This window comes from Pseudomonas sp. D4002 (assembly GCF_013385665.1).
In the GTDB taxonomy this organism is placed as follows: domain Bacteria; phylum Pseudomonadota; class Gammaproteobacteria; order Pseudomonadales; family Pseudomonadaceae; genus Aquipseudomonas.
Genome location: NZ_JACAPN010000015.1, coordinates 191,565 through 211,633, shown reverse-complemented (window position 1 = coordinate 211,633; position 20,069 = coordinate 191,565). Strand labels below are relative to the sequence as shown.

Annotated in this window: 18 protein-coding genes, 1 pseudogene and 1 riboswitch; of the genes and pseudogenes, 8 read left to right on the top strand and 11 right to left on the bottom strand. The window is 61.3% G+C overall.

The features are described from left to right. Position 1: 1 nt before the first annotated feature. From HX824_RS08880 to HX824_RS08860, 5 genes are all read right to left on the bottom strand, one after another. Complete coding sequence (locus tag HX824_RS08880; RefSeq protein WP_177054438.1) at positions 2–2,731, bottom strand: LuxR C-terminal-related transcriptional regulator; 2,730 nt, start codon at positions 2,729–2,731, stop codon at positions 2–4. A 309-nt stretch (positions 2,732–3,040) separates the two neighbouring features. Beyond that, complete coding sequence (locus HX824_RS08875; RefSeq protein ID WP_008434250.1) at positions 3,041–4,405, bottom strand: DUF1329 domain-containing protein; 1,365 nt, start codon at positions 4,403–4,405, stop codon at positions 3,041–3,043. Between the two features lie 43 nt (positions 4,406–4,448). After that, entirely contained in the window at positions 4,449–6,308 is a 1,860-nt protein-coding gene (locus tag HX824_RS08870) for a DUF1302 domain-containing protein (protein ID WP_008434252.1), read from the bottom strand. A 331-nt stretch (positions 6,309–6,639) separates the two neighbouring features. Continuing rightward, a complete protein-coding gene (locus tag HX824_RS08865; RefSeq protein WP_008434254.1) occupies positions 6,640–8,322 on the bottom strand; it encodes a fatty acid--CoA ligase in 1,683 nt (560 codons plus the stop codon). 131 nt (positions 8,323–8,453) lie between these two features. Beyond that, positions 8,454–9,086 carry a LysE family translocator gene (locus HX824_RS08860; RefSeq protein ID WP_003216169.1) on the bottom strand — a complete coding sequence of 211 codons (633 nt, stop codon included), beginning with the start codon at positions 9,084–9,086 and terminating at the stop codon, positions 8,454–8,456. An 84-nt stretch (positions 9,087–9,170) separates the two neighbouring features. Between HX824_RS08860 and HX824_RS08855 the strand changes: the two genes are divergently transcribed. The 3 genes from HX824_RS08855 to HX824_RS08845 all read left to right on the top strand — a co-directional run bounded on the left by HX824_RS08855 (position 9,171) and on the right by HX824_RS08845 (position 12,009). Next, entirely contained in the window at positions 9,171–10,136 is a 966-nt protein-coding gene (locus tag HX824_RS08855; RefSeq protein WP_003216168.1) for a 2-hydroxyacid dehydrogenase, read from the top strand. Between the two features lie 30 nt (positions 10,137–10,166). Beyond that, positions 10,167–11,165: a class I SAM-dependent methyltransferase gene (locus HX824_RS08850; RefSeq protein WP_008434258.1), complete on the top strand. Its 999-nt coding sequence runs from the start codon at positions 10,167–10,169 to the stop codon at positions 11,163–11,165. Between the two features lie 51 nt (positions 11,166–11,216). After that, a riboswitch (yybP-ykoY riboswitch) is annotated at positions 11,217–11,336 on the top strand. 88 nt (positions 11,337–11,424) lie between these two features. After that, on the top strand, positions 11,425–12,009 hold the full coding sequence (locus HX824_RS08845) for a TMEM165/GDT1 family protein (protein ID WP_003216166.1): 585 nt from the start codon (positions 11,425–11,427) through the stop codon (positions 12,007–12,009). 160 nt (positions 12,010–12,169) lie between these two features. On the opposite strand, the gene HX824_RS08840 is transcribed toward HX824_RS08845, so the two are convergent. Next, entirely contained in the window at positions 12,170–12,988 is an 819-nt protein-coding gene (locus HX824_RS08840) for a M48 family metallopeptidase (RefSeq protein ID WP_003216165.1), read from the bottom strand. Positions 12,989–13,240: 252 nt separating this feature from the next. On the opposite strand from HX824_RS08840, the pseudogene HX824_RS32875 reads away from it, so the two are divergent. Then, positions 13,241–14,521, top strand: a pseudogene (locus HX824_RS32875) (HAMP domain-containing protein); the annotation flags it as partial. 15 nt (positions 14,522–14,536) lie between these two features. Next, positions 14,537–15,379, top strand: coding sequence for a methyl-accepting chemotaxis protein (locus HX824_RS32870; RefSeq protein WP_371319411.1), 843 nt, complete (start codon positions 14,537–14,539; stop codon positions 15,377–15,379). A 133-nt stretch (positions 15,380–15,512) separates the two neighbouring features. On the opposite strand, the gene HX824_RS08830 is transcribed toward HX824_RS32870, so the two are convergent. From HX824_RS08830 to HX824_RS08820, 3 genes are read right to left on the bottom strand one after another with little or no spacing between them, the layout of a single operon-like run. Beyond that, positions 15,513–16,133: an SOS response-associated peptidase gene (locus HX824_RS08830; protein WP_003216163.1), complete on the bottom strand. Its 621-nt coding sequence runs from the start codon at positions 16,131–16,133 to the stop codon at positions 15,513–15,515. Between the two features lie 36 nt (positions 16,134–16,169). Continuing rightward, on the bottom strand, positions 16,170–16,430 hold the full coding sequence (locus HX824_RS08825) for a putative signal transducing protein (protein ID WP_003216162.1): 261 nt from the start codon (positions 16,428–16,430) through the stop codon (positions 16,170–16,172). Between the two features lie 10 nt (positions 16,431–16,440). Continuing rightward, positions 16,441–16,620, bottom strand: coding sequence for a CPXCG motif-containing cysteine-rich protein (locus HX824_RS08820; RefSeq protein WP_003216161.1), 180 nt, complete (start codon positions 16,618–16,620; stop codon positions 16,441–16,443). Positions 16,621–16,764: 144 nt separating this feature from the next. On the opposite strand from HX824_RS08820, the gene HX824_RS08815 reads away from it, so the two are divergent. Further along, a complete protein-coding gene (locus tag HX824_RS08815) occupies positions 16,765–17,928 on the top strand; it encodes a 1-acyl-sn-glycerol-3-phosphate acyltransferase (protein ID WP_029615884.1) in 1,164 nt (387 codons plus the stop codon). 135 nt (positions 17,929–18,063) lie between these two features. On the opposite strand, the gene HX824_RS08810 is transcribed toward HX824_RS08815, so the two are convergent. Beyond that, the gene (locus HX824_RS08810; protein ID WP_177054436.1) at positions 18,064–18,321 is read right to left on the bottom strand and encodes a hypothetical protein; all 258 of its coding nucleotides are present in this window, start codon (positions 18,319–18,321) and stop codon (positions 18,064–18,066) included. A 181-nt stretch (positions 18,322–18,502) separates the two neighbouring features. Here HX824_RS08810 and HX824_RS08805 point away from each other — a divergent pair, with 181 nt between their 5' ends. Further along, positions 18,503–18,712, top strand: coding sequence for a hypothetical protein (locus HX824_RS08805; RefSeq protein WP_008434269.1), 210 nt, complete (start codon positions 18,503–18,505; stop codon positions 18,710–18,712). Between the two features lie 107 nt (positions 18,713–18,819). On the opposite strand, the gene HX824_RS08800 is transcribed toward HX824_RS08805, so the two are convergent. After that, positions 18,820–19,404: a YajG family lipoprotein gene (locus tag HX824_RS08800; RefSeq protein WP_003216157.1), complete on the bottom strand. Its 585-nt coding sequence runs from the start codon at positions 19,402–19,404 to the stop codon at positions 18,820–18,822. A gap of 184 nt (positions 19,405–19,588) precedes the next feature. Here HX824_RS08800 and HX824_RS08795 point away from each other — a divergent pair, with 184 nt between their 5' ends. Further along, positions 19,589–19,822, top strand: coding sequence for a hypothetical protein (locus tag HX824_RS08795; protein ID WP_003216156.1), 234 nt, complete (start codon positions 19,589–19,591; stop codon positions 19,820–19,822). The last annotated feature ends 247 nt before the right edge of the window (positions 19,823–20,069 follow it).

Here is a 20,069-nt window from a genome sequence, read left to right as displayed (position 1 = left end):
TCTACCCCAGCAATCCCATCTCCTGCGCCCGCGCCACCGCCTGTGTGCGCCGCTCCACCCCGAGCTTGCTGTTGATATGGCTGGCGTGGGTTTTCACGGTGTGCAGGGAGATAAACAGCTGATTGCTGATCTCCTGGTTTGAACAACCCTGTGCGATCAGGTGCAGCACCGCCAGTTCACGGGCGCTCAGGGTCTCCAGTGTGTGTGGGGTTTCAACTACTGCAACATCCGGCAAGAGTGCCAGCAGGCTCTGGTTCATCAGTCCATGGGGATCCCGGGAAAGCTGCTCCCGCGTCCACTCGGGATAGCGTTCCAACAGGCGCTGGAAAGGTTGCATCGCGCCACCGGCAGCCGCTTCAAGCGCGCGGGCAAACACCGGGCGGGCCTGGGCTTCCTGGCCACCGTCCAGCAGTAACAGTGCCTGCTGGGTCAGCGCCATCAGGCTGATCATCTGCCGGCCGCTGTTATGGGCCTGGCGTGCCAGTTCATCGAGCCGTTGCAGTGAAGCCGCCGGCTGATGACGGATGGCGTCGAGTGCCGCCTGTTGCAACTCGATATGTTGCGGCAGGTGCGGGTGGAACTCCGGTGCGGCAGCGGCCTGTTCACCGTTGTAGGTTTGCCCCAGCCGCGTCAGCCAGGCATCGGCCAGGTCGGTGCGCCCCTGAGCCAGCCATAGCTCGCATTTGACCAGGGTGATCATCGCCAGATAGAAAATCGGCGGCACGTCCCAGATATGCATCAGGCGCTCGGCCTCGGCCAGTTCGGCAAAGGCCACGGAGAAGTCGCCACGGCGACCTTCGAAGCTGGCGATCACACAGTGGCCAATCAACACGCTGATATCCCGACAGGCTCGCGCCTCCGTCAACCCGGCACGCAGCCGAGCGAGCCCGGCTTCAGGCTGGCAGCGCATCAGCAGCAAATAGCCTTCGTACAACGCCAGGCGCGCGCGCACTGCGTACAGGCGTTGCGGCGCCAGGCCTTGCAAACGTTGCAGGCCCTGGCGCACCTCATCCAGCGACCGCAGGATCTCGCCACGGGCCTGCAGTACACGGGCTCGGTCGTAATGGGCCAGCGCTTCAAACAATGGATTGCCGACCCGCTGCGCCAACTCCAGGGATTCGCGGTTCAGGCCGCGGGCGCGCCACAGGTCGGCGTCGACAATGGCCAGGTTGGACAGGGTCGACAGGCACATCAACCGCTGGCCATAGCGTTTGTGCGGCAGGCTTTCCAGGGCCTCGCTGCAATACGACTGGGTCAGCTCACGATCACCACGGCCCCGGGCAATAATCCCGCTGAGGGCCAGCCATTGCGCCAGCATCGACTTTTGCGCGGTGGCCGACGGGGCCGGTAAAAAACGGCTGAGGTGGCTGGCCAGTTCCTGCGCCGCATCCAGCTGGCAGGCCAGGCCCAACGCCCAGCTGTAGAGCACGATCAGGCGTGGCGTACTCATCAGCAAACTGTCGGGCAAGTCCATTTTCCAGCGCAGCAGCATGCCGACATTCTGCTCCGCCAGCAGTTGCTCTTCGGACAGGTTCTGCACCAGGTTTGCCGCCACATCCAGGTGGCCCGCACGCAGCGCCTGCTCCACTGCCTCGTCGATCAAGCCCTGGGCATTGAACCAGCGGCAGGCCCGCAGGTGCAGGCTGGCTGCCGGCAACACGGCATTGCTCGCGCGCCGGGTGCGCAGCAGGTCGGAAAACAGATGGTGATAACGGTACCAATGGCCCTGCTCGTCCAGCGGCACCAGGAATACCTGGTGGGCTTGCAGGTAGCGCAGGATTTCCGTGCTGTCGTGGGCCTCGCGCACGGCGTCGCACAGCTCGCTGCAAAAGCGCTCCTGGGACGCGGTGTCGTAGAGGAACGCCTGGACTTCCGAGGGCAGGCAGTCGATGACTTCTTCGAGCAGGTAATCGCGGATCAGCCCTTCCCCGCCGTGCAAACCCTGGGGCAGCGTACCTTCGCTGCCGGCCTCGGAAGCCGCCAGCAGCCAGAAACGCAGGCCGGCCACCCAGCCTTCGCTGCGCCGGATCAGGTTATCCAGGGCTTCACCACGCAATGAACTGCTGTGGCGATCCAGCAGCGCCAGGGATTCGCCGTGAGTCAGGCGCAGGTCCTGCTCGTGCAGCTCCAGCAAATGCCGGGACAGGCGCAGTCGGGCCAGGTGCCAGTCGGGACGCTGGCGGCTGGTGACCAGCACCAGCAGGCCGTCGGGCAGGTGATTGAGGAAAAATTGCAGGCAGCGGTCGAGTACCGGGCCCTGGGCCAGATGGTAGTCATCCAGCACCAGCAACAGCGGCGCCTGGGTCGACAGATGCACCGTCAGTTCATCCAGCAGGCCGTCGAGCCATTCTTCAAAGGCGAAGGGTTGGTGACGCTGGCGCATTTTCAGCAGGCCCAGGGATTGGGCGCCCAACTGCGGGAAGTATTGCTGCAAGCCGTCGAGCAGGCGTTCAAGAAAACGTCCCGGGTCGTTGTCCCGGGGACTTAGCCCCAACCACAGGCTTTGCCAGTGGGCCGGCAGGCTCTGGCAGAACTCCACCGCCAGCGAACTCTTGCCGAACCCGGCCGGGGCGCTGACCAGCAACAGACGCCCGGCCAACCCTTCACTCAGCCGTTCGCACAGGCGCGGTCGCAACACGTAGCCGTCAGGCAGTGGGGGTCGATAGAAGCGACCTTCCAGGGTCGGAATCACCGCGCTGGCAGGCCCTTGAATTCGGGACAGATCAGTCATCGCCGGGCTCTTGTAGAAGGCTGTTGTCGGCATTGCAGATGTCCGCAGACTAGCGGTAAAAGCGGCAGCTTTGTAGATCTTTGCAACATTTGTCTGAAAAAGACTACAACAAAAAATATCCGGACTTCTTCTGTAACGACCGACACTCTGTGGCGAGGGAGCTTGCTCCCACTGGAGTGCGCAGCGCTCCCGTTTTTGGGGCTGCTACGCATCCCTGCGGGAGCAAGCTCCCTCGCCACAGTGGTCGCGCAAAAAAAAGCCCCGAACCAGTCGGGGCTTCTTCGAGGATGCGGCCTCGTTTACAGCAAGTTAGCGAACACCATCCTGGCGCAGGGCCGCCGGGGTGAAGTCGCTGGTGGTGGCGGTGAAACCGAAGTCATAGGCCTGTTTCTCTTCGTTCTTCATGCCCAGGGCCAGATAGCGGCCGGACTGCAGGTCGTAGAGGGTTTCGAGGGCGTACCACGGCACTTGCTTGTCGTAGTAGTTCTCGGCATGGGCTTCAGCCACGCGCCACAGCTGGCCACGACCGTCGTAGTGGTCGATGACCGCGGCTTGCCAGGTGTCTTCGTCGATGAAGAAATCACGCTTGGCGTAAATGTGGCGCTGGCCTTCCTTCAGGGTTGCAACCACATGCCACACACGGCGCAGCTCGTAGCGCGCCAGGTCCTGGTTGATGTGGCCGGCCTTGATGATGTCGACATACTTGAGCTTCGGATCGTCGAGTTTGTAGCTGTTTTCGGCGATGTACAGTTCCTTCTTGCCTTCCAGTTTCCAGTCGTAGCGGTCCGGTGCACCGTTGAACATGTCGAGGTTGTCGGAAGTACGCAGGCCGTCGGCGGCGGTACCCGGGCCGTCATACGATACTTGCGGCGCCCGGCGCACACGACGCTGGCCGGCGTTGTAGACCCACGCCGAACGCGGCTCTTTCACCTGGTCGAGGGTTTCGTGCACCAGCAGCACACCACCGGCCAGACGTGCCGGCGCAGTCACTTGCTGCTTGAAGTAGAACAGGATGTTGCCCGGGTTTTTCGGGTCGTAGTCCTTCATCTTGTCGCGGAACACGAACTGATCACGGAAATACACCAGGCTGAAGGAGCCGTTGGTTTGCGGCGTGGCCTGGGTCACCAGGCGGGTCACGCTGCCGCCGCGATAGCGGGTGATGTGGTTCCAGATCACTTCAACGCCGCTTTTCGGAATCGGGAACGGTACGGCGGTTTCAAAGTTTTCCAGGCCGTTGCCGCCGGACACCAGGTTGGTACTGGTGGCGTTTTTCTTGATGGCGGCGAACACATCAGCCGGCACCGTGGCGCCGCGATGGGTCGGGTAGACCGGCATCTTGAAGGTGTCGGGGTAGCGCTTGAACATCGCGTACTGCCCCGGCGCCAGCTTGTCCTTGTACTGCTCGACGTTCTGCGCGGTGATGGTGAATTGCGGCTGTTCGCTGGCGTACGGGTTGGCCAGGAAGCCACGGGCATCCACGGCACCGGCGTTGGTGGGCAGCGGCGACCATTTAGGGATGGTGCCGGCCGCGTTACCGGCCATTTCGGCGCCCATCGGGGTCAGAGTCGTGCCGAGCTTGGCGGCTTCATCCGCCGAGACCGCCGCCATGACGCTACCCGCCATGATCGACAGCCCCAGCACACCCACCTGCAACAGATTTTTAGTTATTTTCATGTTCTGGTTCTTCCTTAAAACATACTGCTTAAAGAGAGTGTGCTTAGAAGTTCACGCCAGCGCTCAAGGCGATAAAGTCACGGTCATCCACCGTGGTGAATTTGCCGCCAAAGAAGTTGGTGTAGTTGAGGCTGACGGTGTAGGTGTTCTGGTACTCGGCATCGACACCCAGGCTGACGGCCTTGCGCCCCTCTTCAAAGTTGCCGCCAGGACCTGGCGAGTAGCCTTTGACGTCATGGGACCACGCCACGTTGGGCTTGAGGTTTACACCGGCGAAGACGTCCGGGTACTCCCAGATGGCACGAGCGCGATAGCCCCAGGAGGTGGCCGTGGTGTAGCCGTCGTTGTTGCAGTTGGTGTTCAGGCCAGCGGCGTTCGGCAGACCGGCGCCGTTGGCCGTCGAGTTGTTAAGGGCGTTACAGAACCCGCCTGGCAGCGTGCCAGGACCGAAGACCGGATCTCGGCCATAACGTGCGTCGGATTTGCTTTCCAGGCCACCGACGTGGGTCACGCCAATTTCACCGACCGTGGTCAAACGACTGGCGCCCATGACCTGATCAAAGAAGTGCGTAAAGGTGGTCTGGAACTGCGTCACTTCTTTGCGATTGTAGCCATGCAGATCCTGGCCTGGCGTGCCCTTCAGCACCGAGGCATTCCCGTAGCCCGGAATCGGCGTGACACCCGCATAAAGAATGTCGGTGGTGCTGAGCTGTACTGGGGCATTTGGCCGATAGCTCAACTCACCGCTCCAGGCAGTACCGGTAGGCAGCGTGGTGGAGAAGCTCAAGCCGTACAGGCGGATGTCTTCAGGGTACTCAATGAAGTAGTTGGAACTGCCCGCAACAATCAGCGGCCGCAGCGCACCCAGCGGCCCCAAAGGCCGGGTATAGGCCGATGCTGGCGCACCTTGGGCGCTGAAGATCGGCGCACGGCTGTGGTAGTTCATGAAGTAGGCGCCGAATTCGGTATCCAGCGGCTCGAAGTTGTAGTGCATCGCCACGCCGAACTGGCCGCTGTCGCGGGCGTCACGGTCCGGCCCACGGCGCACCAGCACACCTTCGTTGTTCACATCCACGCCCAGGGCGTTGAGGGTAGGCAGTGCAGCGCCTGGAATGGTCGAGCGCTTGTTCAGCACCCGCAGGTTGTTGTTACAACCATCGGAAACCACATCCGGCTGCGAGAAGAACGTCCCGCAGTTGTCGGTCACCGTCTGGTCCCACTCCAACTGATAGAACGCTTCTGCCGACAAGTTATCGGTCAGCGTCTGCGACACATAGAACATGTTGACCGGGATCAGGCCTTCCTTGATCTCGGCCCCGGGACGACGGAATGCGGACACGTCGATCGGGTTGATGGAGTTGATACCGCCACCAATAAAGGTACTTTCACCCCAACTCACCACCTGCTTGCCGAACCGCACGTTACCTGGCAGATCAGCAATGGTGTAGTTGTGATAGATGAATGCATCGAGAATCTGCCCGCCAGAAGACTTGGCGCCCTCTTTGCGGTTGTTGTTGCTGACATTCTTGAAGTCCAGGTCTTCGTTTTGCAGCGCGAAGTCATACCAGTACTTGCCCCGGACAAACACGCCGGTGTCGCCGTATTTCAACTCAAGGTCATGAATGCCTTTGAAGATCTTCGAGAAGGAATCACCTTTGTCGAAGTTCAGGTGACCGTCATCCGAGGTTTGCGACAACCCCCTGCCACCGTTGTTGGCACCGATCAGGTCTTTATTGCGACCCGCCGTCGACCAACTGGCCCCGACCGACAGGGACGAGTCAAAGCTGCCTTCGATTTCACCGATGTTGAAACTGACGCCGAATGCAGGCCCGGCGAGCGTAGAGGCGAGGCTGACGGCCAAAGGCAGTTTTGCCCGGCGCCAGAACTGGTGTGCTGAGATCATCGACGCTACTCCATGTGCATTATTGTTATGGCAGTGAGTCGTTTCTAAGGGCTTGTAACGGCCGGAATACAACGATTCCAATGCCGGGCGAACAGATGAACCCGCCAGGTTCACAGCACCGCACCTTGAAAAACTCTGGGATGAACTATAGCCAGCAGGGGGTACCGCTTGATCCCTCTAAAGTGTGATTTGCATCACCAACCCGTCTGCCACAGTCCTTTTCGCCATGCTGACGAAGGTCAGCGACGGAAGGATGGCTGAAAATTGGCAAATCACAAGTGAAGGCTTGGACTAGAGCGCTGCCGTGCCCGCGAGGGCACGGCAAGCAGCGTCAGAGAGTGGAAAGGAAGGTGCTGTTGTTGGCCTGCCATTCAATGATGTCGACACGGATACGTTTTTTGTCGAGCTTGCCGACGCTGGTCTTGGGAATTTCCGTAACAACGGCGATCTGGCTTGGAATCGCCCACTTGCTCAGGTGGCCCAATTCCACAAACGGCTTGAGATGTTCCTTCAGCTCTTTGGCCCCTATCACATGGCCATCACGCACCACCAGCAACGCAAACGGGCGCTCACCCCACTGCGGGTCGGCAATCCCCACCACCGCTACTTCGCGTACCGCCGGGTGGCGGCTGACCAGGTCCTCAAGGGCCAGCGAGGAGATCCACTCGCCGCCGGTCTTGATCACGTCCTTGATGCGGTCGCGAATATCGATCACGCCGAAGGCATCGAGGGTGGCCACATCGCCGGTGTGCATCCAGCCGCCGGCCCACAGCTCGGCGCCCTTCTGCGGCTCGTTGAAATAGCCTTCGCTGAGCCATGGCGCGCGCAGCACCAGCTCGCCCTGGGATTCACCGTCGGCGGGCAGGAAGTTGCCCTCGCCATCGATGATCGCCGCTTCCACCAATGGCCCGGGCACGCCGGCCTTGATGCGGTAGGTGGTGCGCTCGTCTTCGGTACCCACCATCAGTTCTTCATTGAGATGGGCGCAGGACACCAGCGGCCCGGTCTCGGACATGCCGTACGCCGCTGTCAGTTGGATCCCGCGGGCCTTGGAGGCTTCATACAGTGAGCGATTGAGGGCGCTGCCACCGATGACGATTTTCCAGCCGCCGAAATCCACGCCCTGGCCGGCCTTGGCGTTGAGCACCATTTGCAGGATGGTCGGCACACAATGGGAGAAGGTGACCTTCTCCTTGCGCCACAGCTCCACCAGGTATTCGGGGTCGTAGCGGCCTGGATAAACCTGCTTCAGGCCGAGCATGGTCGCCACATACGGCAGGCCCCAGGCGTGCACGTGGAACATCGGAGTGATCGGCATGTAGACGTCGTTGGTGCCCAACAGCCGCACGCTGTCGACGCTGCCCATGATGGTCGCCACGCCCATGGTGTGCAGCACCAGTTGGCGGTGGGTGAAGTACACGCCCTTGGGATTGCCCGTGGTGCCCGTGGTGTAGAAGGTGGTGGCGACGGAGTTTTCGTCGAAATCCTCGAAGTCGTAGCGGGGGCTCGCCGCCGCGAGCAATGTTTCGTACTCACCCACGAGGTTGGGCAGCTCGGCGGTTTTGTCCGCGCCATCGGTGAGCAGCAGGGTTTTGTCGACGGTGGTGAGGTGGCCGGCGATGGCCTGGTAGAGCCCCACGAACTCGCTGTTGACCAGCACAAAGCGGTCCTCGGCGTGGTTCATGGTGTACAGAATCTGTTCCGGGGACAGGCGCACGTTGATGGTGTGGATTACCGCACCAATCATCGGAATGGCAAACATGCATTCCAGGTAGCGGTGGCTGTCCCAGTCCATCACGGCCACGGTATCACCGGCCTTGACCCCGGCCTCGGTCAGCACATTGGCCAGGCGGGCGACGCGCTCGATCAGGGTCGGATAGGTGTAGCGCAACTGGTCGCGGTAGACGATTTCCCGGGTCTTCTCGTAGCGTGTCCCGGACATCAACAGGCGTTTGATCAACAGCGGGTATTGGTAGGCGCCTTCGGCGGGCGGGATAACACGAGTCTGCAACATACGAATCCCTTATCTGACTGCACGGTCTTGGCTGAAACATCTGCACTGTAGAGCGCTTATGTTTCAGCCAAATCAGCCAAAGGAATGATTTGCAGAACCCAATGAATGCTAGCTTTGCGCCAGCATCCGGCTTATTTCATGCTGGTAAACGCCAGCTTCACGCCGATGGCAATCAGCACCGCGCCCATGGTGCGGTCGAACCAGTGGCCCATGCGTGCAAAACCGGCGCGTACGCGTTGCTGGCTGAACAGCATGGCCACCAGGCAAAACCAGATCGCGGTCGCCACGGCCAGGTACACGCCATAACCGGCCTGGACCGCCAACGGCGTGTGGGGATTGATCACCACGGTGAACAGCGACAGGAAGAACAGCGTGGCCTTGGGGTTCAAGCCGTTGGTGACAAACCCTGAGGTAAACGCACCACGGGCAGTGCGCTCGCCCGCTTCCAGGTGCAGGTCTTCTTCACTGGCAGGCTTGGCCGGCTGGGCGCGCAGGGCCTTGAAGCCGATGTACAGCAGGTAGGCCGCCGCCGCCCATTTCAGCGCATTGAACAGCACGATGGACTGGGACACGATCAACCCGATGCCCAGCAGCGAATACCCCACGTGCAGGAAAATCGCCGACCCGACGCCCAACGCCGTCCAGGTGCCTGCACGTCGGCCATGGGTCACGCTTTCACGTACCACCACGGCGAAATCCGGGCCAGGGCTGGCCACCGCCAACAGGTGAATCAGTGCCACGGTCAAGAACTCGGTGAGGTACATGCACACTCCAGGAAGTAACTGATTATTTCATCTGATAGGCTCGGCAGATTACGCCTTCGAATCCCGCCGCAAAAGGTACAGTTGATGACGAACAATCGCCGCGCCGTCTTCCTTGATCACCCTTCCCTGGACCTCGGGGACCTGGACCTCAGCGGGTTGCAGGCACTCTTCAGCGAACTGAGCCTGCACCAGCAGACCACACCCGAAAACATTATCGAACGCCTGCAAGGCGCGCAGGTGGCGATCAGCAACAAGATCGCGCTGAATGCCGAGACCCTGGCGGCCTGCCCCGAGCTGAAGCTGATCCTGGTGACCGCCACCGGCACCAACAACGTCGACCTCGCCGCCGCCCGCGCCCACGGCGTTACCGTGAGCAATTGCCAGGGTTACGGCACGCCATCGGTGGCGCAGCATACGATCATGCTGCTGCTGAACCTGGCGACGCGCCTGAACGACTATCAACGGGATGTGCAGGCGGGGCACTGGCAACAAGCCAAGCAGTTCTGCCTGCTGGACTACCCGATCGTCGAACTGGAAGGCAAAACCCTCGGGCTGCTGGGCCATGGTGAATTGGGCGGTGCCGTTGCGCGCCTGGCTGAAGCCTTTGGCATGCGCGTGATCCTGGGCGCCATTCCAGGCCGCCCGGCCCGTGCCGATCGCGTGCCGCTGGACGAGTTGCTGGCGCAGGTCGACGCACTGACCCTGCACTGCCCGCTCAACGAACACACCCGCGACTTTATCGGTGCCCGCGAACTGGCGCTGCTCAAGCCCGGCGCGTTTATCGTCAACACCGCCCGTGGTGGCCTGATCAACGAACAGGCCCTGGCCGATGCCTTGCGCAGTGGGCACCTGGGCGGCGCGGCGACCGATGTATTGAGCGTGGAACCGCCGGTGAACGGCAACCCGTTGCTGGCCGGCGACATCCCGCGCTTGATCGTCACCCCGCACAACGCCTGGGGCAGCCGCGAAGCCCGGCAGCGGATCGTCGGCCAATTGATCGAAAACGCTCAGGGCTTTTTCAGCGGCGCCCCGCTGCGCGTCGTCAGTTGATAAACTGCGCCCCTTTTCAAGGAGCAGACCATGGATCCGCGCAGTGAAGTACTGCTTCGCCAGGCCGAACTTTTTCAAGGCGACGTGCTGCTGGTGGGCTTGCCCGCCGACGACCTGCTGGGCCGCCTGCCCAATGCCCATGGCTGGAGCTGGCACGCCGGCGACCAGGCCGCACTGGACGCACGTTTTGCCGAGCGCAGCCAGTTCGGTGTGAACGTGCCCGAGCGTTCGTTCGAGACCGCGGTGGTGTTCCTGCCCAAGTCCAAGGACCTCACCGACTACCTGCTCAATGCCGTGGCGGCGCGTTTGCCCGGCAAGGAGTTGTACCTGGTGGGGGAGAAGAAAGGCGGCATCGAAAGCGCGGCCAAGCAACTGAATCCGTTCGGCAAGCCGCGCAAGCTCGACAACGCGCGGCACTGCCAGTTGTGGCTGGTGACGGTGGCCAACGCCCCCGAGCCGGTAGAACTGGAGAGCCTGGCGCAGGTGTTCGAGGTGCCGCTGGCTGAGGGCCCGCTCAAGGTGGTGAGCCTGCCGGGCGTGTTCAGCCACGGTCGGCTGGATCGCGGAACCGCATTGCTGCTGGAGCATCTGGACAAGTTGCCGAGCGGTCACTTGCTGGATTTCGGTTGTGGCGCGGGTGTGCTCGGGGCAGCGGTCAAGCGTCGCTACCCGCATAACACGGTGACAATGCTCGACGTGGATGCCTTTGCCGCTGCCAGCAGTCGCCTGACATTGGCGGCCAATGGCCTGGAAGCCGAGGTGTTGACCGGTGATGGCATCGACGCTGCTCCGATGAATCTGAACGCGATTCTGAGTAACCCGCCGTTCCACGTCGGGGTGCACACCGATTATTTCGCCACCGAGAACCTGCTACGAAAAGCGGCCAAACATCTGGCAAAAGGCGGCGAACTTCGCTTGGTTGCGAACAGCTTCCTGAAGTATCAGCCGCTGATTGAAGAGCATCTTGGCGTGTGCGCAATCAAGGCAGAAGGTCAGGGTTTTCGCATTTACCGTGCCAAGCGCGGCTGAGCTCTTTTTCCAAAAGAAGGCTTGCCGAATGGATTTTGCCTAGGCAGAATCCGCTCCGTCCTAGGGGAGTAGTCTCCCACGAGCGCCACGCTCGTCCGGCATACGTCAACATACTTGGTCAACAGGCCATGGCGTATGCGACCCAGGAGTCCGCACAGACGGACCGGGGTTTGACAAGACCTATGACACGAACACCTTACCCGGGGCGGGAAGGCTGTACGTGTCATAGCCGTGTCGACCCGCCCCTGGAACTTACCTGATGCTGGATTCTCTGCTCGTCCCTACCGCAATCGTTGCCTTGGCCGAAATTGGCGACAAGACGCAACTGCTCGCGCTCATTCTCGCTGCACGCTTTCGCAAACCCTGGCCGATCATCGCCGGCATCGTCGCCGCGACCCTGGCCAACCATGCGGCCGCCGGTGCCGTGGGGGCCTGGTTCGGGAGTTTCTTCTCGGATGCGGTGCTGCACTGGATCCTCGCGGCGAGCTTCTGCGCCACGGCGCTGTGGACCCTGGTGCCCGACAAGCTCGACGATGACGAAGCCAGCACTTCCCGCAAGTTCGGGCCCTTCCTGACCACGCTGATCGCGTTCTTCCTCGCGGAAATCGGCGACAAAACCCAGATCGCTACCGTGATGCTCGCGGCGCAATACCCGGAACTGTGGCTGGTGATTATCGGCACCACCCTGGGCATGTTGATTGCCAACGTGCCGGTGGTGCTGGCGGGTAATTTTGCCGCGGACAAATTGCCGCTGACGCTGATTCGTCGACTGGCGGCTACGGCATTCTTCATCCTGGCCATTGTTGCGGTGTACAAGGCCATGCAGAGCAGTGGCTGGATCTAAACGCAACCCCATATGGGAGCTGGGCTTTTGTGGGAGCTGGCTTGCCTGCGATAGCATCACCTCGGTGCAACTGACACACCGAGGTGCCTGCATCGCGGGCAAGCCCGACTCCCACACAAGCCGGGCCCCCACAGTCAGATTTGCATTTCAGCCTTATAAATCAGGATTTTTTCGCCTGCTGATACAACGGCATCACCTTCGGAATCGCCGCCTGCAACGAGGCGATCCGGCTGTCGGAGGCAGGGTGGGTGCTCATGAATTCAGGTGGCGAGCCTTCCGAAGCCTTGGCCATTTTGTTCCACAGGGTAATCGCCGCGTTCGGGTTGTAACCGGCACGCGCCGACAACTCCAGGCCGATCAGGTCCGCTTCGTTTTCATTGCTGCGGCTGTTGGGCAAGGTCATGCCGTAGTTGGCCACGGTATCGGCCAGCGCCAGGCTGTCCTGACCGAGGCCGAACAACGCACCGGCCCCCTGCTTCGCCATCTCGATACCGTAGGCCTTGGACATGGCTTCGCGGCCGTGTTCACGCAAGGCGTGGGCAATTTCATGGCCCATCACGGCGGCGAGTTCGTCGTCGGTCAACTTGAGATTGTCGATCAGCGCGCTGTAGACAAAGATCTTGCCGCCAGGCCCGCAGTTGGCGTTCATCTCGTCACTTTTGATCAGGTTCACTTCCCACTTCCACTGCGCCGCATCCGGACGGAAGGTGGGCGCCTGGGCGATCAAGCGGTTGGCGATCGCCTGCACGCGCTTGGCGTTGGCGCTGGTCTTGTCCACCAGGCCCTTGCCGCTGGCTTCACCCAGGGTCTGCTGGTAGGACTGCGCATACATCTGGTCGACTTCCTGGCTCGACAACATGCTGAACATGTACTGCTTGCGCTCAACCCCCACGGCGCCGCCGCTGGTGGTGTTGACCGACTGACAACCGGCGAGCAACAAAGCCGCGCCCAACGCACATACCGCCACTGTCTTTTTCATCAACCTGCTCCCTGAAAACATGGCGCGTATCGTAGTCGGCCAATTGTATCGACGCCAGATACAACAGACGTATAGCCACCTGATTTCAGATACATCCCACACTGCCGCAAAAAATTCACAAACGCTGGCAACCATTCCATTTACGACATTCGCCCATCCGGCACAGCCATTTTGAGGTAATGGCCCTCATGTCTCCCCCGCCCGCGGCCGATATACACAAGCAGCCAATCTCCCCCTGCGTTCGGAGCCGTCATGAAGTTCAAGTCGATTCAATTTTCTGTCGCGGCACTGGCCGGGGCCATTGTCCTGAGCGTGGTGGCGGTGTTGGTGCTGTATGCCTTGTTCGCCGGGGCGCGCACCCAGGAGATGGTGCAGGAACGCACCCAGGGTCAATTCGAACAAATCATCGAACAGCGCCTGACCGCCCTGGCGCAAACCCAGGCGACGCTGATCCAGCGCGAACTCGAAGCACCGCTGGTGACGGCCAAGGGCCTGGCCACCGCCAACGCCCTGATGGGCATGAAAGACGCCAACGGCAACCCGCAACTGGCGGTCTCCCGTGAACAACTGATCAACCTGATCCACGAAACCGTGGTGCGTAACCCGAAGATTCTCGGCGCCTATATAGGCTGGGAAGCCAACGCCATCGACCACAACGATGCTGCCTACGTCAACAGCCCGGTGGTCGGCATCGAAACCAACGGCCGCTTCCTGCCGTGGTGGTTCCGCAATGCCGACGGCAGCCTGGGCCTGGACAAACTGGCTGACGTGGCCGACCAGACCATCCTGTCCACCGGCGTGCGCGCCAGTGAGTACTACCTGTGTTCCAAGGAAAGCAAAAAGCCCTGCGCCATCGATCCGGCCCCTTATAAAGTCGGGAACGCGATGGTGATGCTCGCCTCGTTTATCGAACCAATCATGATCGACGGCACCTTTCAGGGCATCGTCGGCGCCGACTTGTCGGTGAACTTCATCCAGGAAATGCTCACCAAGGCTGATCAGAATTTGTACAACGGTGCTGGCGAGTTGGCGCTGATTTCCAGCAACGGCCGCCTGGTGGCCTACACCAAGGACGCCAGCAAGCTCGGGGAAAAGGCCAGCGACCTGCTGGACAGCAACGAACTGGCCAACCTCGGCCAACTGAAGATCGGCGAGGTGCGCTATGACGTGGACAAGCAACACGGGCATATCGAGCTGTTCCTGCCGTTCAACATCGGCCAGACCGACGCCCGCTGGACCCTGCTCCTGCAACTGCCCCTGAGTGCGGTAATGGCCGACCTGCAGGCGATGCAGCACGACCTCGACGCCCAGCGCAAAACCGATATTTTCGGCATGGCCGTGGCCGGGCTGCTGATCGCCGGCATCGGCTTGCTGGTGATCTGGCTGGTGGGCCACGGCATTGCCCGGCCGCTCAAGCAAATGGTGGCGATGCTCAATGACATCGCCCAGGGCGAAGGCGACCTGACCCGGCGCCTGACCAGTGATCGCGCCGACGAACTGGGGGCGATTGCCAGCGGCTTCAATACATTCCTGGCCAAGTTGCAGGGGATGATTACCCAGGTGGTGAGTTCGGTGCAGAAGGTCAGCGACTCCTCGGAGCACACCGCCGACATCGCGATTCGTACCAACCAGGGCGTGCACAAGCAAATGGTCGAGATCGACCAGGTGGCTACCGCCGTGCACGAGATGACCGCGACCGCACAGGACGTGGCGCGCAACGCCACCCAGGCCGCACAGGCCGCCAGCCACGCTGATCAAGCGGCGAGCCAGGGCATGCAGATTGTGCGCGACACCTCCACCTCCATCGGCGCCCTCGCCGAGGAAATCGGCAAGGCGGTCGGTGTGGTGCAGGCGCTGGCCAAGGACAGCGAGAACATCAATGCCATCCTCACGGCGATTCGCGGGATTGCCGAGCAGACCAACCTGCTGGCGCTCAACGCGGCAATCGAAGCCGCACGGGCCGGTGAGCAAGGGCGCGGGTTTGCGGTGGTGGCCGACGAGGTGCGCAACCTGGCGCAGAAGACCCAGAAGGCTACCGAAGAAATCCAGGCCATGATCCAGCAACTGCAACAAGGCACCCGCGACGTGGTGCGGGTGATGGAAGACAGCCAGAATCGCACCGATGAAAGCGTGCAACACGCGGCCAAGGCGGCTCAGGCGCTGGAGACCATTACCCAGGCGGTGTCGGTGATCAACGACATGAACACCCAGATCGCCAGCGCCGCCGAGGAACAGAGCGCGGTGGCCGAGGACATTAACCGTAACGTGATCAATATCGGACAGGTGGCCAATGAAGTGGCCGGCGGAGCGGATGAGTCGAGCGCGGCCAGCGCAGACCTGACCAAGCTGGCGGAGCAGCAGCGACGGTTGATCAATCAGTTCAAGGTTTGAGTCAAGCGGCGCCCTTTCGGGCGCCTTCGCGAGCAAGCCCGCTCCCACATTCGATCGCATTCCTTCAGTTGAAATGCAATCAAATGTGGGAGCGGGCTTGCTCGCGAAGAGGCCGGCCGATTCAACACAACGCTCAACCCGGCGTCAGGCACTCCGGTCCATTCAGCTTCGGATCGTTGACCATATTGGCCAGCACCCGCTCGCGCAACGCGGTGGGTTCACTGGCCAACAAGGCCTGCAAGGTGTGCAGCGGCGTCTCGGGGTTCAGCCAGGCTGCCTGCCCCGCCGCATCCAGAATCAACGGTCGGCGCTGACTCTGCGCCGCCTGGGTCACCACCGCCGTACTCAACCAAACCTGCTCCTGCACCGGATACGCCTCCCAGATCGCGGCAAAGAACAGTGTGCTGCCCTCCCCCGGCGTCAGCCAGTACGGGCGCTTGCGCTGGGTGCCGCGCCATTCGTAGAAACCATTGGCCGGCAGCAGGCAGCGGCGCTGGCGAAACGCTTCGCGAAACATCGGCTGTTCGGCAAGGGTTTCCGCCCGGGCATGGGCCGGTGTACGAGAGAGATCGGTCAGCCAGGGCGGCGTCAGGCCCCAGCGCGCCCGCGCCAGGGTGTGCTGGCCGTCGCTCAGGCGCTGGATCAGCACCGAGTCATTAGGAGAGATGTTCCACTGGGCCTGCTGGTCGGCCGGGAAGCCCGGCAAGGCAGCAAACGCGGGGTTCCAGCGAAACAGGGCATAACGTCCACACATGGGGCAACACGACTCTTGGAGAAACTGGCCGACAGCCTAACAGACCAGCACGTCGGGAAAGCTGTCGGGTTCATCACCGGGCAGTGGTTGCGCACCGTTGTAGGCGGTGATCAGCTCGCGGGCGTAGGCGGCCTGGTCGTTCTCCACCGCCAGCGCCAGCAGGCCATAGATCGGCAGTTCGCCGGTACCCCCGAGCAAATCGCGCCCCACCAGGTGCGCGGTGATGCCCTCGCTTTCGAGCATGCCTCGCAGCAGCTCACCTTCCATCAGGTTTTCCGGCTCGTAGATTCGCTGCATGGGCGTACCTTTATTCGTTCTCGCTGCGTACGTTGAGCATCCATTCGCCGTCATGAACCTGCAGCTCGAAAACAATAGGCCGGCAGCACACCGGGCAGTCCTCAATATATTCCTGATCGCCCGCCGACAGATCCAGTAGCGCCGTGACTACCTCTCCACAATAAGGACATTCGTACGACTCCTCTTCCATCGCGGTCTCCAAGGTGACTTGTGCGTATAATCGCCGGTCTATTTACAGGGCTATTTTTCGTCCCGGCCAATTGCCCGGACCACGCCCTGATATTTATTGTTCCAAACCTTTACTTACCCTAGCCGTTTCTAACAAGAGAGCATGATGGGCGAATTCGATACCATCCGACCTTACAACGACAGCGAAGTCCCGGCAGTGCTGGCCCGACTGTTCAGTGACAAGGCCTTTCTGGACATCCTGACCCACTTTCGCTTCCCGCGCTTTGCCGGCGCCTTCGGCTGGCTGCTCAAGCCGATGATCGCTCATAAACTGCGCCGTGAGTTCGCCGGCGTCACTACCGTGGCCACGCTGCAGGACAAAGTCGAGTTTTACGTCGACCACACCATCGAGCGGGCAACCGACGGCGTGACCTATACCGGCGTGGAGCAGTTCAAGTCCGGCAGCGCCTACCTGTTCCTGGCCAACCACCGCGACATCGTGATGGACCCGGCCTTCGTCAACTACGCCGTGTATCACGCCGGCCTGCCGACGCCACGCATCGCCATCGGCGACAACCTGCTGCAAAAGCCGTTTGTCAGCGACCTGATGCGCCTGAACAAGAGTTTCATCGTGCACCGCTCGATCACCGGGCGCAAAGAGAAGATGGCGGCCTACCAGTTGCTGTCGGCCTACATCAACCATTCGATTCGCAACGACTGCCAGTCGATCTGGATCGCCCAGGCCGAAGGCCGCGCCAAGGATGGGGATGATCGCACCGAGTCGGCGATCCTCAAGATGTTCCACATGAGCCGCAAGGACGAGCCGTTCGCCGAAGTCATCCAGTCACTGAACCTGACGCCGGTGTCCATCAGCTACGAATACGACCCGTGCGACGCAGCCAAGGCCCGCGAGCTGTACATCCGCGCCACCACCGGCACCTACAGCAAGGCGCCGGGGGAAGATGACGTGAGCATCGCCCTGGGCATCACCGGCTACAAGGGCCGGGTACACGTCAACTTCGCGCCGCCGATCACCGAGGCGTTCGAAGACACCAAGCTGTTGGCGATCGAAATGGACCGGCAGATCCTGGGTGGGTATCGGTTGTTCCCGGTGCATTACCTGGCGTACGCCCAATGGAGCGATGCCGATCCGCAATTGCAGGTACCGACCGCAGCCGAGGTATTCCCGGCGGACGAGTTGGCCAAGGCAAAGGCAGAGTGGGAGCGGCGCTTGAATGCGTGCCCGGCCGAGCATCGGCCGTATCTGGTGTTGCAATACGCGACGCCGGTGAGGAATCAGTACCGGGTCAAGGCCGGGATTGCCCTGTAACCCGGTACCAGCAACAGCGCAAACCCAATGTGGGAGCGGGCTTGCTCGCGAAGGCGGTGGATCAGCCAATCATGTATTGACTGACACCGCGCTTTCGCGAGCAAGCCCGCTCCCACAGTTGTTTTTAGGGTGTTCCTACAATCGGGTACTAAGAAAGGACACCAGCAACGCCAGCCCCAGACAGGCAAACCCCAACCGGTAGAACAGGCGATAGGTACGCTGCGTCAACACGTCCAGATACAGCATTGGCTGATCAATGGCACGCAGTTCGCTTTGCGCGGCAAGGCGGGCCATCGCGCGCTGTTCATGCAGGCGCGTGACAAACAGCAGCCATGCCGCCGGGCAGGCCAGTAACAGGGCAAGGGAATTGAGCAGTAGTGCGATCAGCGACATCGCAAACCTCGATGTATCAGTGTCTTGGTATCAATCCAGATACAAACCTGAATGATATGCGCCGCCTGCGCGTCATTACTCCTTCCCCATTGACGGCTAATGTATCCAGTAATTTACAGCGTCACCTGAACGTCACCTTAACAAGCCACTCTGTTGCCCTTCGAAAGCCCGGGAGCTTGTCATGTTGCACGCGCAGAACCAGGATCGGCTGTATCTGATTGCCCCAAGCGATGAGCAAGAGGCCCTGGTGGGCGGCCTCGCGTTCAATGTGCAGGACCGCCACTGGCTGGTGTATTGCGCCCTCGGCGGGCATCAACATGCCGACCTGCCGGAGCTGGACTTGCTCACTGGCGTGAGTGTGCTGGACTTTTATGTCGAAACGGCTGCATGAAAACGGCAGGCGTAAAAAAACCGGGCTCAGTGATGAGCCCGGTTTTTTGATCGTTCCCACGCGCCGCAAAGGAATGCCGACTGGGGCGCTCCGCGCCCGCCTGACGGTTACTGCGAGCTGAGCAGCGAACCGATGCTCGGGTCCTTGAACAGGCGCGTCAGGGCATCGCTCAACACGTCGCTGACCAGCTTGGTGTTGGTTTCCTGGTTCGGCGCCATGCCGAAGCGCTGGTCCAGGGATGCGCCGTAACGGCCGCTGTAGCGACGGGTACCGGCAGTCACGTCGGACTTGAAGGTCGCGCCGATGGTGGCTTCAGTCACGTACAGGCCTTCCTTGGGCGACTGATACTTCAGCTCGGCCAGGGTGATGGTCAGTTGTGGCGCACCTGGCGAGTTGGACGGGGTGAAGCCCAACAGGCGCACGGCCGCTTCGGCCTGGGCTTGCAGCTTGGGCAGCACGTCCGCACCGGTCACCGTAATGGCGCTGGTTTCCGGGTACAGGCCGCCACGGGTGCCGAGGGTCGGCGACGGACGACCGTCAACCACACGCACCGACACCGGCTGGCCATGGCCGACAGGCGCCAGCTGGGTGGTGATTTTCGGTTGCGGGCTGAGTTGTTGCGGGCTGTGGGCGCAGCCAACCAGGGTCAAACTGGTCACAGTGATCAAACCGAACAACAGGCGTTGCAACATACTCATTTCTCCAGGACTAGATGCAAACAGGGCGCCAGTATAACGGTGAGCGCTCGCCACTCACCAGAATTCCTGAACGGCGCCTGAACTGTCGGCGAAATTACAATTTTCACACAGAACCGTCACCTCAATGTCATGCCAGACTGCCAACCTTCGCAGCATGTAACGAACCGGGTACACAGCCATGCGCCTTCTCAAATCTTTGTTCTTTTCCCACGCCAGCCATCGCCACTTCGCCCTGCTCGACGCCCAAGGCTGCTGCCAGGCTTTCAAGCAGTGCAGCCTGCCGCCCGTCGGTGAAGGCTGGGTCGAAGTCGAAGAGACCCGCCTGAGCTGGATGCACCGTCCGCTGCCCGCCAGCGCGCGCGTCAGCCCCCGGGTTTCGCAGCCACAGGCACGGCACGCGTTGGCCTCCTGACCAGACTGCTAATAAAAGTCATTAAACACGTCCATTTGCGCGCATTTCTTCGCTACAATCTCCCCCCGATTATAAGGACGTCTCCTGATCGGGCCTCGCAGCATCGCTAATGCACTTGTATTAGCTCCCCCGCACCGCCCACAGAGAGCCGCCCACACAGATCGTGTGAAGCTGGCGAGCTTGCTGTTTTCTCTGCAAACCATCGTCTTTACCCGAATCTGCCAGAGCTGCCATGCGCTCGGCCACT